This window comes from Kitasatospora sp. NPDC002965 (genome assembly GCF_040611255.1).
In the GTDB taxonomy this organism is placed as follows: domain Bacteria; phylum Actinomycetota; class Actinomycetes; order Streptomycetales; family Streptomycetaceae; genus Kitasatospora.
Genome location: NZ_JBEXNT010000070.1, coordinates 1 through 15,284, shown reverse-complemented (window position 1 = coordinate 15,284; position 15,284 = coordinate 1). Strand labels below are relative to the sequence as shown.

Annotated in this window: 7 protein-coding genes; 4 read left to right on the top strand and 3 right to left on the bottom strand. The window is 73.2% G+C overall.

Annotated elements, in window-relative coordinates:
• Window positions 1-19 precede the first annotated feature (19 nt).
• From ABZY91_RS24925 to ABZY91_RS24915, 3 genes are all read left to right on the top strand, one after another.
• Window positions 20-2,659: a SpoIIE family protein phosphatase gene (locus ABZY91_RS24925; RefSeq protein WP_355405330.1), complete on the top strand. Its 2,640-nt coding sequence runs from the start codon at window positions 20-22 to the stop codon at window positions 2,657-2,659.
• Between the two features lie 450 nt (window positions 2,660-3,109).
• Entirely contained in the window at window positions 3,110-5,530 is a 2,421-nt protein-coding gene (locus ABZY91_RS24920) for a M4 family metallopeptidase (RefSeq protein ID WP_355405299.1), read from the top strand.
• A gap of 234 nt (window positions 5,531-5,764) precedes the next feature.
• A complete protein-coding gene (locus tag ABZY91_RS24915; RefSeq protein WP_355405298.1) occupies window positions 5,765-7,174 on the top strand; it encodes a peptidoglycan-binding domain-containing protein in 1,410 nt (469 codons plus the stop codon).
• 16 nt (window positions 7,175-7,190) lie between these two features.
• Here ABZY91_RS24915 and ABZY91_RS24910 read toward each other — a convergent pair whose 3' ends face one another.
• From ABZY91_RS24910 to ABZY91_RS24900, 3 genes are all read right to left on the bottom strand, one after another.
• The gene (locus ABZY91_RS24910; RefSeq protein ID WP_355405297.1) at window positions 7,191-8,552 is read right to left on the bottom strand and encodes a PhoH family protein; all 1,362 of its coding nucleotides are present in this window, start codon (window positions 8,550-8,552) and stop codon (window positions 7,191-7,193) included.
• A gap of 490 nt (window positions 8,553-9,042) precedes the next feature.
• Window positions 9,043-9,447, bottom strand: a complete 405-nt coding sequence (locus ABZY91_RS24905) for a hypothetical protein (RefSeq protein ID WP_355405296.1) — start codon at window positions 9,445-9,447, stop codon at window positions 9,043-9,045.
• Between the two features lie 94 nt (window positions 9,448-9,541).
• Window positions 9,542-11,581, bottom strand: a complete 2,040-nt coding sequence (locus ABZY91_RS24900; RefSeq protein WP_355405295.1) for a phosphocholine-specific phospholipase C — start codon at window positions 11,579-11,581, stop codon at window positions 9,542-9,544.
• Window positions 11,582-12,209: 628 nt separating this feature from the next.
• Between ABZY91_RS24900 and ABZY91_RS24895 the strand changes: the two genes are divergently transcribed.
• Entirely contained in the window at window positions 12,210-15,110 is a 2,901-nt protein-coding gene (locus ABZY91_RS24895) for an RICIN domain-containing protein (RefSeq protein ID WP_355405294.1), read from the top strand.
• The last annotated feature ends 174 nt before the right edge of the window (window positions 15,111-15,284 follow it).

Below are 15,284 nucleotides of genomic sequence, written 5' to 3'. Positions count from 1 at the left end.
CTTCCTCCTCCAGCTGGTGATGGTCGTCCTCCTGGTGGTCGGCGCCGTGGTGGCCCTCGTGGTGCAGCAACAGCGCTCCACCACCACCGACGCCCGGCACCGCACCCTCGCCGCCGCCGAGTCCTTCGCCCACGCGCCCGGACTCGTCGCCGCTCTGGACGGCGCCGACCCCACCGCGACCCTCCAACCGCTGGCCGAGGAGGTCCGGACGGCCGCCGGGATCGACGCGCTCATCGTGTACCGGCTCGACGGGACCGTGCTCACGCACAGCGACACCGCGCAGCTCGGCAAGCACGTCATCGGCCCCTACGCGGAGGCCGCCGAGGGCAGGGCCGTCACCAGGACCTTCGACGGTGCGCTGGGCCGCTCGGTGGTGTCGGCCGTCCCCGTCAAGGACTCGACCGGGGCGGTGGTCGCCATCGTCGCCGCCCCCGTCACCCTCGAAGCCATCCACAAGTCGGTCCACCACGAGCTGCCCGTCTTCCTGGTCGGAGCGGCCGCCGCCACCGCCCTCGCGGCCGGCTGCGCCGCCCTGGTGAGCCGCCGGCTGCGACGCCAGACGCGGGGCCTCGGCCCGGCCGCGATGACCCGGATGTACGAACACCACGACGCCGTCCTGCACTCGGTGCGCGAGGGCGTCCTGATCACCGACGACGACGGCCGCCTGCTCCTGGCCAACGACGAGGCCCGCCGCCTCCTCGACCTCCCCGCCGAGGCCGAAGGGCGCCGCGTCGACACCCTCGGGCTCGACACCGACACCGCCGAGCTGCTTGCCTCCGGCCGCACCGCCGACGACGAGGTCCACCGCGCCGGGGAGAGGCTGCTCTCCCTCAACAAGCGGCCCACCTCTCCCACCGGGGAGCACGGCACCAGCGTGGTGACCCTGCGCGACACCACGGAGCTGCGGGTGCTGGCCGGCCGCGCGAAGCTGGCCAGGGCGCGGCTGCGGTTGCTCTACGACGCCGGGATGCGGATCGGTTCGACGCTGAACGTGGTGCGGACCGCCGAGGAACTGGTGCAGGCGGCCGTCCCGGGCTTCGCCGACATCGCCAGCGTCGAGCTGCAGGACCCGGTGCTGCACGGCGACGCCCCGGCCGGGGCCTCCACCGTGCTGCGCCGCAGCGCCGTCGCGGGCCTCGCGGAGGACCACCCGCTCTACCCGGTCGGGCGGCTGATCGACTTCGTGCCGGGCACACCCATGGCGGCGAGCGTGCGCGAAGGCCGGGCCGTCGTCGAGGCCGACCTCGCGGGCTCCACGGGCTGGCGGACGCAGGACCTCGAACGCGCCCAGCGGATCCTCGACCACGGGATCCACTCGCTGATGGTCGTCCCGCTCCAGGCGCGCGGCCTGACCCTGGGGCTGGTGAACTTCTGGCGCGCCCACGACTCCCCGCCGTTCGACGAGGAGGACCTCGCCTTCGCCAAGGAGGTCGGCAGCCGGGCCGCGGTCTGCATCGACAACGCCTGGCGCTACAGTCGCGAGCACGCCATGGCGGAGACCCTCCAGCGCAGCCTGCTGCCCCGGGAACTGCCGGACCAGGAAGCGCTGGACGTGGCCCACCGCTACCTGCCCGCCCAGGCCGGGGTGGGCGGCGACTGGTTCGACGTCATCCCGCTGCCCGGCGCCAGGGTCGCCCTCGTCGTCGGCGACGTGGTCGGCCACGGCCTGCACGCCGCCGTCACCATGGGCCGCCTGCGCATCGCCGTCCACAACTTCTCGGCCCTCGACCTCCCCCCGGACGAACTGCTCGGCCACCTCGACGACTTGGTCGCCCGCATCGACGACCAGGAGGGCGAAGGCCAGGGCAGCGCCCAGATGATGACGGGCGCCACCTGCTTCTACGCCGTCTACGACGCGGTCGCGGGCCGGGTCGCCGCCGCCAGCGCGGGTCACCTCCCGATGGCCCTGGTCCGCCCCGACGGCACCGTCGAGTTCGTGCAGCCGCCGGTCTCCCCTCCGCTGGGCCTCGGCGCCGGCATGCCCGTCGAGGCCGTCGAACTGGCCGTGCCCGAGGGCTCCCGACTGGTGCTCTGCACCGACGGCCTGCTCAAGGCCCGCGACCGGGACGTCGACCTCGCCCTGGACGCGCTGGCGGAGGTGCTCGCCGGCCCGACCCGGTCTCCGGAGGAGGCGTGCGAGAGCGTGATCGGGGCGATGCTGCGCACCCGGCCGACCGACGACGTCGCCCTCGTGGTGGCCCGGACCAGGCTCCTCGACCGGGACCGGGTCGCCGAATGGGACGTGCCCAGCGCCCCCGAGGCCGTGGGCCCGGTGCGCCGGGACTGCGCCCGCCGGCTGGCCGACTGGGGGCTGGAGCGGCTCTCCTTCGGCACCGAGCTCATCCTCAGCGAACTGATCACCAACGCCGTGCGGTACGGCCGGGAACCCGTCCACGTCCGCCTGCTCCTCACCGAGACCCTGGTCTGCGAGGTCTCCGACGGGAACAGCACCGCGCCGCACATCCGCCGGGCCGCGGACACCGACGAGGGCGGACGCGGTCTGTTCCTCGTCGCCCGCTACGCCGAGCGCTGGGGCACCCGCTACTCGGCGCGGGGCAAGACCATCTGGACCTCACAGTCGCTCATCGAGGAGGACGGGCCGGCCGTGAAGCTCTCGGAGGACGACCTGCTCGGCCAGTGGGACGACCTGGAGGGCTGACCGTCCGTCCGGCCCGCTGACCGTTCGCCCGACGCGCCGACCCGGCTCCGATCGCATCCGGCCATTGCGGCCGCTGTCGCCCCGGACCCTCTCCATGGGGCCGGGGCGTCGACGCGCCCCGCCGCCGGGGAGCGCAGGTCGTCGTCGCACAGGCTCCGACCAGTCCTCCGGCCCGGCCCCCGCCCCGGAGCGGGGGTCCTGCGGAAGATCCGCCGGTGGGAACGCGGGCCGCGCCGGGGCTTGCCGCATCAGGCCGGTTCGCACCGGACCGGGTGACATGTTCGCGCAAACATGTCAGGCTTCGTCGAGCCTGCCGAGCTCTTCAAGTGATCAGTGGAGAGCGGCAGTTGCCTCTACGCCGTTGCCCGGACGGCGACCGGACAGCGTTGTCCGGCGCATCCGGGCCCCCGAGGCCGGGCCCGACGCCGGCCACCCCCCGAGGAGTTTTCCTTGACACCTCACACCCGCAGGACAGCCGGAGCGTGCGCGCTCGCGCTCGGCGTCTCCCTCATCACCGCCGTGCTGCCGCCCGGCGCCGCCGCGGCCGGACCGGTCACCTCCGGCTCCACCGTGACCGCCGCCGAGCGCGTCGGCCCCGGCGTCCCCGCCCCCCGGGCCGGCGCCGCGCCCGCGGCGCTGGACCAGGAGGAGCAGGCCGCGCTGACGGCCGACGCCCGGACCCGCCGCTCGGTCACCGCCGAAGCCCTCGGTCTCGGCCCCGAGGAGGAGTTGCTGCCGAAGTCCGTCAGCAAGGACACGGACGGATCGCTGCACACCCGGTACGACCGCACCCTCGCCGGACTCCCGGTCCTCGGCGGCGACCTGGTGGTCCACACGGCCGCCGACGGCACCGTCAAGGACGTCGACAAGGCCACCGGCGTCACCCTCGCGGTCAGCCCCTCCCTGGCGGCCGTCACCGCCGGGACCGCCAACGCCCGGGCGCTGGAGCGCGCCGGGGCCGAGGGGGTGAGCGACGCGGCGGTCGCGTCCGTCCGCGAGGTCGTGTGGGCCGCGACCGGCCGGCCGGTGCGGGCCTGGGAGAGCGTCGTCGGCGGGGTGCAGGGCGACGGGACCCCGGCGGAACTGCACGTCGTCACCGACGCCGCCACCGGCGCCCACCTGTTCGACTTCCAGAACGTCAAGAACGGCGCCGGCCACAGCCAGTACTCCGGCGAGGTCACCATCGGCACCAAGGAAGCCGACGGCGCCCACACGATGACCGACGACACCCGCGGCGGGCACCGGACGTACGACCTGGAGCACACCGAGGACGACCGGGCCAAGGGCACCCTGTTCACCGACGCCGACGACGTGTGGGGCAACGGCCGGCCCGACCAGGTGCAGACCGCAGGCGTCGACGCCGCCTACGGCGCCCAACTGACCTGGGACTACTACAAGGAGGTCCAGGGCCGCAACGGCGTCAGGAACGACGGCGTCGCCGCGACCAGCCACGTCCACTACGGCACGAGCTACGCCAACGCGTACTGGTGGGACGTCTGCTTCTGCATGACGTACGGCGACGGCGACTACGACGTCAACCCGCTCACCTCGGTCGACGTGGCCGCCCACGAGATGACGCACGGCGTCACCTCCCACACCGCGGGCCTGGTCTACAGCGGTGAGTCCGGCGGCCTCAACGAGGCGACCTCCGACATCATGGCCTCCGCCGTCGAGTTCTGGGCCGGGAACTCCGCCGATCCGGGGGACTACCTGATCGGCGAGAAGATCAACATCAACGGCGACGGCACGCCGCTGCGCTACATGGACAAGCCCTCCAAGGACGGCGCCTCCAAGGACTACTGGTACGCCGGGATCGGCTCCGTCAACGTCCACTTCTCCTCCGGCCCGGCCAACCACTGGTTCTACCTGGCTTCCGAGGGCAGCGGCGCCAAGCTCGTCAACGGCGTGGCGTACGACTCGCCGACCTCCGACGGCAAGGCGGTCAACCCGATCGGGCGCGCAGCCGCCGCGGCGATCTGGTACCGGGCGCTGAGCACCTACATGACCTCCTCCACCGACTACGCCGGCGCTCGCACCGCCACCCTCAAGGCCGCCGCCGACCTGTACGGCGCCGACAGCCTCGCCTACCGCAACACCGCCAACGCGTGGGCGGCCGTCAACGTCGGATCCCGCATCACCACCGGCGTCACCCTGACCGGTCCCGGCGACCAGGTCACCCGGACCGGCACCGAGGTGAACCTCCGGATCGAGGCCACCAGCAGCAACGCGGGGCCGCTCACCTACACCGCCACCGGCCTGCCCGCCGGCCTGACGATCGACGCCTCCAGCGGTGTGATCACCGGCACCCCCACCACCCAGGCCACCGCCACCGTCACGCTCACGGCCACCGACCCCACCGGGGCCCACGACGTGGTGTCGTTCTCCTGGATCACCTACACCGTGGGGGAGTGCGCCACCACCCAGCAGTTGGCCAACCCCGGCTTCGAGGACGGCCCGGTCGCCTGGACCGCGTCGAACGGCCGGACCGTCGACTCCGGCAACCCCTACACCCTCCCGCGCAGCGGAGCGTGGAAGGCATGGCTGGGCGGGCACGGCGACACCAGCACCGACACCCTGTCCCAGACCGTCCACATTCCGTACGGCTGCCGGGCGGTGCTGACCTTCTGGGTGCACATCAGCACCGGCGAGGAAACCACGACCGTGCCCTACGACAAGCTGACCGTCCAGGTCGGCGACACGGTGCTCGCCACCTGGTCCAACCTGGACGCGACCACCGGTTACGTCGAGCGGAGCGTCGACCTGTCCTCGTACGCCGGTCAGTACGTCGACGTGCGCTTCGTGGGCCGGGAGGACCTCTCGGCCCGGACGACCTATCTGATCGACGACACCGCATTTACCCTCGGGAACTGACCCACCCGCAGGACCGCAGGGACACCTCCCCCCAGGACCGCCGCCCACCGGGCGGCGGTCCGCCGGGCGTACCGGAGCGCGGTCGGGCGCCGGCGCGGTCACGGTCGGGCGGTCACGGTTGCGCAACACGGCGGGCGTGGCCGCCGTGTTGCGGCTCCTCCCAGAGACAGCCGACGGAGACCCGGAGCCCGGCAGGGCGCGGGTCCGCCGAGGACCGATCCAGCAAGGACTTCCATGCCCGCTCCCGTCGCCGCCCTCACCGACTCCGAACTCTCCGGCCTGCTGGTGGCCGCGCCCACCCGGCGCGCCGCGGCCGAGGAGCTCATGCGCAGACACGGCGAGGTGGTGCTGGCCTACGCCGGCGTCCTCTGCGGGGACCGGCGGAGCGCCGAAACGCTCACGGTGGCGACCTTCAACCGGGCCCTGGACGTCTTCGACCTCGGGCCCGTCCCCGCCCCGACCTGGATGTCCTGCCTGGTGGACGGGGCCCGTCAACTGGCCGCCCGGTGGGCCGACGACGGAGGCCCCGACCACCTGTCGCCCGCCTTCGGACGCTGGCTGCACCACCGGCAGCAGGGGTCCGCCCGGGCCGGGCTCGTCGCCGCGCTCCGTGCGGCCGAGAGCGGCTGCCCGCTCCTTCGCGCGCTCCACCGGCTGCCCGAACCCGCGGCGACCGAGGTGTGGCACACCTTGCTGCCGGTACCCGGAGCAGGTGCCCCGCCGGCGCACCCGGCCCCGGCCGGCCCGGCCCCGGCCGGCCCGGTACGGCAGGCACTGGCCATGGCCTACCTGCGGGAACGCAACTCCCTCGTGACCGAGCGGTTGTGCCGGCACCTGGCGATCCGGCTGGCCGACGCCGCGAGCGGCGGTCGTGCGGCCGACCCGGAGATGACCGGCCACCTGGACGGGTGCGAGCCCTGCGCCGGGGCACTGGCCGACCTGCGGGCCGTCCAGCACTGGGACATTGCCGAACTGCAGGCGCGCGCACTGCTCGGCCGCTGGGATCCGGCTCCGCCGGAGCCGTCCGACGCCGCGGCCGGGGACGCCGCCGACCGTGCGGCGCCCGCAGCGGTCGGCGCGGAGCCGCGCATGCCCGGACACCGTCGGCGCCGCCGGTCGGCACGGCACGCCCGCAGGCGCTGGACGGCGGCCCTCTGGGCGGCCGGACTCGGCACCTTGACGCTGGCCTGCACCATGACGCCGGTGCTGACCACGCCCGACCTGGAGGAGGACCGGCGTGCCGTGCCCACCCGGCCGGAGGAGGAACCGGACGCCGCGCCGGCACCCTCCCTCCCCACCGCCACGGCGGGCGGTTCGGGGAGCAGCCGCCCGGCGACGCCCGGGCCCACACCGTCAGGCCGGCCCGGCACAACGTCGCCGACCGACTCCGCCCGTCCCGCTCCCCTGCACTGGGGTGACAGCGGCGAAGGTGTCCTGACGCTGCAACAACTCCTGCTCGGCGCGGGCTGCTACCACCGGGCCATGCCGTTCGTCCGCGGCCGGTTCGACGAGGCCACCGTGGCCGCCCTGGAGCGCTTCCAGCGGGGAGCGGGCGTCGGTGGCGCCGAACGCACCGAGGTGTCCTACGGCTCCGCGACCCGTGAGGTACTGGAAGGGGGCGACCGGGCCGCGGTCTGCCGGTAGGCGCTCCACGGCGGGGTCAGACCTGGACGTCCTCCAGCATCTCGGTCACGAGGGCGGCGATCGGCGAACGCTCCGAGCGGGTGAGGGTGATGTGGGCGAAGAGTGGGTGGCCCTTCAGTTTCTCCACCACGGCGACGACGCCGTCGTGGCGGCCGACCCTGAGGTTGTCGCGCTGGGCGACGTCGTGGGTGAGGACGACGCGTGAGCCCTGGCCGATCCGGGAGAGGACGGTGAGCAGGACGTTGCGTTCCAGGGACTGTGCCTCGTCGACGATCACGAAGGCGTCGTGCAGGGAACGCCCGCGGATGTGGGTGAGTGGCAGGACCTCCAGCATGCCCCGGGAGATGATCTCCTCGATGACGTCGGGGGTGGTGACGGCGGAGAGGGTGTCGAAGACGGCCTGGGCCCAGGGGCTCATCTTCTCGCTCTCGCTGCCGGGCAGGTAGCCGAGTTCTTGGCCGCCGACGGCGTAGAGCGGGCGGAAGACCATCACCTTGCGGTGCTGCTGGCGTTCCAGGACGGCTTCCAGGCCGGCGCAGAGCGCCAGCGCGGACTTTCCGGTGCCGGCCCGGCCGCCCATGGAGACGATGCCGATGTCCGGGTCGAGCAGGAGGTCGAGGGCGACCCGCTGCTCGGCGCTTCGGCCGCGCAGTCCGAAGGCCTCGCGTTCTCCGCGGACCAGCCGGACGCGGCCGTCGCCGGTGATCCGGCCGAGTGCCCGGCCGCGTTCGGAGGTGAGGACGAGTCCGGTGTGTACCGGGAGGTCGCTGACGCCTTCGATGGACACCGCGGCGTCGTGGCCGGCGGTGAACAGGGCGTCGACGTCGTCGGCCGCGACGTGGAGTTCGGACATGCCGGTCCAGCCGGAGGTGACCGCCAGCTCGGCCCGGTACTCCTCGGCGAGCAGGCCCACGGAGGATGCCTTGATCCGCAGGGGGAGGTCCTTGGAGACGACGGTGACGTCGTACCCCTCGGCCTGGAGGTTGCGTGCGACGGCGAGGATGCGGGTGTCGGCCTCGCCGCCGCCGATCCGGTAGCCGGCCGGGAGGATAGAGGGGTCGGAGTGGTTGAGCTCGACGCGGATGGTGCCGCCGAGCTCGCCGACCGGGATCGGTTCGTCGAGGCGGCCGAAGCGGATCCGGAAGTCGTCGAGCAGCCGCAGCGCCTGGCGGGCGAAGTAGCCCAGTTCGGGGTGGTGCCGCTTGGCTTCCAGCTCGGTGACCACGACCACGGGGAGGACGACTTCGTGCTCCTCGAAGCGGGTCATGGCGAGAGGGTCCGCCAGGAGGACGCTGGTGTCGAGAACGTACGTGCGCCGGTCGCGCTTGCGTGCATGGAGCCACTGCTCGGGCCGGCTGCCGTGGTCTTCGATGCTCATCGGGTACCTCCAGGGGGACTGGCCGGAGCGGGAACCGCGGCCCGGGGGACGGGCCGGACGGCGCACGGTCCGCCGGGGCGGGCGATCCTTCGCGGATCGCGGCGGACGCCGGATCGGCGGGGTGTTCCGCGACCGCCGACCGTGTCCGGTCCGAAAGCCCGGAGGCATGGGCGAATCATCGGGGGCGAGACCGCCGGAATGCCGACCGGTGCCGTATTCCTTACCGGGGCGACCTCCTTCCGGCGAGGTGGGGAATCGTCGTGGGACGGCCCCTGACCTGCGGTTGTGCGGCTCCGAATGCGCGGAAATCCCGGCGGCCGACCGGGCCTCGCCGATCCCGGTCAATTCTCGGGCGGGATCGGGCTACCCGGAATCGGTCCGCACTGCGGTGGGCCGGAAATCCGTCGTCGCTTCGTTGGAAGCACGATAACCAGCAATCCGCGCCACGGGGAACGTGACGTGGATCACGGCTCGGAGCCACGGCGCGGTGTCACGGTGCGCCGTGCGGACCCGCTCTCCCGCCACCGTAGGCGGGCCGGACCGACGGCAGGTGCATCAGCACCTGGGCGGCCGGCGGGAGGAGGACGATCGCCAGGTCGACGACGGGCACAGGTCCGGGGGCGTCGATCGTCAGCACCACCGTCACGAGGACCAGCAGGAGCGAGAGGGCGGCGAGGACGTCCAGCACCCCCCGCGCACGACGGCCTCCGTGAACGGCGCGGCGGACCGTGACGCCCGACGCGGCCAGCACGCCGATCGCCGGAAGCGGGAGGACGACGTCGCCGGGCTCCAGCCCTGCGGGAATCCGGAGGGAGAACACGTACAGCAGCATCAGGCCCGCGACGAGCAGGAAGAGGGACCAGAGGGCCGATGCGCAGCGCAGGGGAAGGGGCATGTGACCTGTATCCGGTGGAGGTGACGGCACGGGGAGGGGCGGATCCGGGTGGGGGGACGGCGCGCGGGCCCGTTCCGCGCGCCGAACCCCCGGCCTACCGGAGGCCGGCCCCGGGGGCGCCGCCGGCGGCCGGATCGGTGATGCTCTCGGCTCCGTTCTCCACGTGGCCGGCGAACCGGCGCAGGAAGCCGTCGGCCGTGTCGGCGGTGGCGGTGAGGTCGTACCACCAGCTGCTGTCGGTGATCGTCCAGGAGTTCCGCACGGTCGCGGAGGCGGGCAGGTGGAACGTCCAGGGACCGTCCGTGCGGTAGGCGCCGGCCGTGACCGTGACGGTGCACGGGGCGGTGCCGCTGTTGGTCATGGTGAGCGTGAGGCGGCCGTTCGGGACGTCGGCTTGCGCGGTGACTTCCGGGTTGGCGTGCCCGGCGGTGGTGGCGGTGAGCCGGTTGCCGCGAAAGCGTCGGTGCAGGCCGTTCGGACCGTAGAGGGAGAGGTCGTAGGAGCCGGCCGGCGTGCCCTGGACGAAGTGGTCGGTCAGGCTCTTGCCCGCCTCCACCGTGTGTCGCCAGGGCCCGTCCTTCCGGAAGTCGTTGGCGTAGAGGTGGACGCACTGCCCGGCGGTTCCGCTGTTCACCATGTCGATCCGGAAGGCCTCCGGGGTGACCCGCCCCGAGGCCTCGAAGGCGTACGGCAGGGCCCGGGCCTTGCGGTGCCCGGCCTCCTGCACCGGGAGGGTCTGCACGCGGGGCACCCTCGGCGCGGGGAGGTCGCGGCACTGTGCGGCGGATTGCGCGGGGTAGCCGCCGGTGTCCGGGAGGTCCGGCCAACCGCTCTGCGGGGAGGTGAAGTCGAAGGCGGACCGCAGGTCCCCGGTGACCGCCCTGCGCCAGGGGCTGATGTTCGGCTCGGCCACACCGAACACCTCGGAGCAGAAGCGGATGACGGAGGTGTGGTCGAAGACCTCGGAACAGACGTACCCCCCGCGGGTCCACGGGGAGACGACGATCAGCGGCACGCGGAAGCCCAGCCCGATCGGCTTCCCGCCGCTGATCTCCCCGGCGGTGGTGACCGTGGACAGCCCGTCGGCCTCGGAGGTCGGCGGCATGGGCGGTGGCACGTGGTCGAAGAAGCCGCCGTTCTCGTCGTAGTTGAGGATGAACACGGTCTTGTCCCGGACGGCCGGGTTCGCGGCGAGTGCGGCGAGTAACCGCGCCGTGAGGTTCTCGCCGTCGGCGGGGCGGTGGTTCGCGTGCTCGGACAGGGGTTCCGGCGCGACGATCCAGCTGACCTGGGGCAGCGTGTCCCGGGCGACGTCCTCGCCGAAGGCCGAGACGAGGTCGGCGACGGTGGCGATCCCCTTGTCGTGGAGGGCCTGGCCGGGGCCGGACTGCTTGAAGGTCGCGAACCAGGCGAGTGCGTTGTCGTCGAAGTTGTCGGTCTGCTGGTAGACCTTCCAGCTGACGCCGGCCGACTCCAGGCGTTCGGCATAGGTGGTCCAGCCGAACCCCGGCTCCGGACACGTGTTGTCCATGACCGCGGCCTCACCCACCGAGAGGCCGTTGCTGCCGGTGAAGGCGTGCAGCCGGTTGGGGTTGGTCTGGGTCAGGGTGGACTGGAAGTAGTGGTCGCAGATGGTGAACTCGTCGGCGAGCCGGTAGTAGAAGTCCAGGTCCGGGCGGGTGAAGTAGCCCATCCCGACACCCGGCTCCCTGGCCGTGTTCCAGCGGTCGTACCGGCCGCCGTTCCAGATGGCGAGGTCGACAGGCCAGTTCATGGCCGGTGCCTCCGCGCACGTGGCGGAGGTGGTCGTGGTGTCCATCCGGAAGGGCAGGATGGAGCCGGTGCCACCGGACGCGGGCTGGTGCCACACCGGCTCGCCGTTCGGGAGCTTCACCGCGTTGCGGTCGCCGAAGCCGCGGACCCCGCTGAGGGAACCGAAGTAGTGGTCGAAGGCCCGGTTCTCCTGCATGAAGATCACCACGTGCTCGACGTCGGCGATCGTGCCGGTGCCCGACGGTGCCGGGGCGGCCGTCGCCCTGCGCAGCGCGGCCGGCAGCGCGGCCGCGCCGGCCACGGCGGCAGCGCTGCCGAGGAGGGCGCGCCGACTGACACCGGGTCTGGATTCGTCGTTCATGAGGGGGGAGTTCCTTTACGGCTGAAAGGGATGTGGGGGAGCCGGAGCAAGGTGACTTCGGGGTGGGTCACTTCGCCGGGATCGAGGTGAACGGTCTCAGCACCGTCGAGGCGAAGGCGGCACGGTGACTGCCGGTGCGTTCGCGGGAACGGGTCGGGGCTGCGCCATGGGATTCCTCTGGGGGTGAGGCGGATGCGATCCGGGCGGGATCGCGAACGTGTTGCGAGACTCGCCGCGCGTTTCCCCCGGCTCCGGTCCGTCCGACAGGCATGGGGGAGCGATCGAACAGGAGAGGACGGAATTAAACGCGTTCAAACAGGCGAGGGCTCTCATGACATCGGAAGACCGGGGGAGGTGTCAAGCGTCCGCCCGGGGTGCCGGGTCGGAGGCCGCGGGCTCGGCCGACTGATCACCGCGAACAAATGGCCTGTGGGGCCAAGGTCTTGACGCGGGCCGACTCGTCCTCGAAACTCGGCTGCAACCCGATGTTCACGTTAACATGCCACCGGGCGTGACCATGTGCAGTACCGGGCCCGGACCACGGCGCCGAGCCGCCCGTGCGCACCGCAGGCGCTCCGCGCCTCCCCCTTGATGCTTCCTCCCCCCACCCGGCCAATGGAGCCCCACCATGAGCCTGCCCGATCCCCCTCTGCGCCGCCGGCACTTCCTCGCCGGGGCCGCCGCCACTGCGGGCGCCGTCGTCCTGCCCGGCGGGTTCCGGCCGCCCCGGGCCGCGGCCGCCGTGCCGCCCCAGGTCACCCTCCCGGAGCGCGGGATCCACGACACCACGCCCGCCACGGACTGGACCGACGGTTTCCTCACCGGCAACGGCGAGTACGGCGCGGTGCTCCACGGGACCCCCGCCCTGGAGAAGGTCGTGGTCAACCACCACCGCTTCGTCCTGCCCAACGGCACCCGCGCGGTCCAGCCCCCCGACCTCGCCGGACGGCTCCCCGAGGTGCAGGACAAGGCACTGGCCGGCGACTACGCCGGCGCGGCCGGCGCCTTCGCCGGAGACTGGGACCTGGGCTGGACCCAGACCTACCACCCCGGCTACGAACTCCACCTGAGCACACCGGAGATGAGCGGCGCCGCCGACTACGCACGGCTGACCGACTTCCGCACCGGCGAGGTCACCCATGCCTGGGCCGACGCGGCCGGCACCTGGAGGCGCCGTGCCTTCGTCTCCCGCGCGGACCGGGTCGTCGTCCACGAACTGCTGCCCGCGGCCGGCCGCACCGTCGCCACCGTGCTCGGCGTCCACACCGCCCTCGAAGGGACGCCGAGCAGCGTCACCTTCCGCACCACGGCGACGGTCGTCGGACGGGACGGCTACCTCGACGTCCGCGGCACCTACCCTGCCGGACAGGGAGCGTTCGGCTACCAGGGCGTCACCCGCGTCGTCGCCACCGGCGCCCGCGCGTCGGTCACCGTCCACGGCTCCACCCTGGTCGTCGCCGGGGCCGCCAGGGTCCTGCTCCTCACCAAGCTCGACCGGTACGAGACGCCGGACGCCTGGGACGCCCAGCCGCTGCAGAAGGCGCTCGCCGCGCTGACGGCCGACTACGGCACCCTGATCGGCCGGCACCGGCCGCTGCACCGGGCGATGTTCGACGGTTCGAGTCTCGACCTCGGCGTCTCGGCCGCCGACCGCCGGCTGTCCACCGGCGAACTGATCGCCCGCCAGAACGGCAACCGGTCGAGCCTCGACCTGGCACTCCTGGAGCGGATGTACGACTCCGGGCGCTACCTGTTCGTCAGCTCCAGCGGAATCCTCCCGCCGCGGCTCACCGGCATCTGGTCCGGCAGCTGGACGGGCGCCTGGGCCGACGACATCACCACGGACGCCAACGTCAACCTCCAGGTCGCCGGCGGCAACATCCTCAGCCACGGCGACGCGATGCAGGGCTACTTCACCCTCGTCCTCGGCCAGCTCGCCGACTGGCGCGACAACGCCGCCAGGATCTACGGCGCCCGCGGGTTCCTCGCCCCCAGCCGCACCGACGGCGAGCACGGCCACATGCTCCACTTCAACGGCGGCGACTTCCCCGGCCAGTGCTGGACCGGCGGCGCCGACTGGCTGCTCCACCCCCTGCTGGAGCACTACCAGGTCACCGGCGACGCCGCGTTCCTCCGCGACAAGCTGGGCCCGGCCCTCATGGAACTCGCCCTGTTCTACGAGGACTTCCTGACCCGCACCGACGCCGGCGGGAAGAAGGTCTTCGTCCCGTCCTACTCGATGGAGAACGCGCCCGCCAGTACCGGGCAGATGCTGGCGGTCAACGCCACCGGCGACATCGCGGCCGGACGGCACGCCCTCCGGGCGGCGGTCGACGCCGCGAACGCCCTCGGCGTCGAACAGGGGCCGGGCCGGGGCGTCGCCCGCTGGACCGCCCTGCTGGCCCAACTGCCCGACTACACGGTCAACGGCGACGGTGCGCTCGCGGAGTGGTCCTGGCCCGGCCTGACCGACCGCTACAACCACCGGCACGTCCACCACCTGTACGGGGCCTGGCCCCTGCACGAGATCAACCCCGAGGAGCGCCCCGACCTGGTCCGCGCCGCCGGCCGGGCCCTGGACCTGCGCGGCGACGAGAACCTCTCCGCGCACGGCAGCCTCCACCGCGCGCTGGCCCGCGCCCGGCTCAAGGACGGTGCCGGCGTCCACGAGAACCTCCGGAAGATCCTCGGCAACGACATGGTCTTCCGCTCCCTGATGACCTCCCACAACCCCGGACTCACCACGTACAACGCCGACGCCGCCAACGCCCTGCCGGCCGTCCTCGCCGAAGCCCTGCTCCACACCCGCCCGGGCGTCCTGGAACTCCTGCCCGCCCTGCCCGCCCAACTCGCCAGGGGCACCGTCAAGGGCGTCCGCGGCCGCAACCGGGTCCTCGTCGAGAGCCTCGTCTGGGACACCGCGGCCCGCACCGCCACCGTCACCGTGACCTCGGACCTCACCCAGGAGATCACCCTGATCTGCCGCCGGGGCATCACGTCGATCACCACCCGGGCCCCGGTCGCCGCCTCCCCGCTCGGCGCCCACGCCAGGAGGATCACCCTGACCGCCGGCACCCGCACCAGGATCAACCTCGGCCTGCTCGCCGGCACCTACCGCCTGGTCAACCGGGCCGGCGGGAAGGTCCTCGACGTCCGCGACCACTCCACCGCCGACGGCGGAGGCGTCGTCCAGTGGCCCTGGAACGGCGGGGCCAACCAGCGGTGGGACCTCGAACCCGAGGCGGACGGCTCCTTCCGCCTGGTCAACGTCCACAGCGGCAAGGTCCTGGACAACCCCGGCGCCTCCACCGTCCCCGGCCAGGCCCTGGACCAGTGGACCAACACCCGGAGCCCCAACCAGTGGTGGCGGATCGTGCCCGCCACGACCGCCGGCCACGTCCACCTGGTCAACGTCTCCAGCGGCCTCTGCGCCGACGTGGAGGCCGGCTCCACCGCCGACGGCGCCCGGATCGTCCAGCAGCCCGTCCGCGGCACGGCCGGCCAGGACTGGAAGCTGGAGACCGCCTGACCCGGCCCGACCCGTCGGACCTGACCTGACTCGCCCGGACCTGACCCGCCCGGACCCGGCCACGCCGCGGCGCAGGGCCGGGGGGACCCTGCCGGCGGCGCCCGGGGCGACCCGCCCCCGCGCCTCGGGGCCCGGGACCGGGGCGGAGTTGGCGGGCCCGCGCGCGGCCACGGA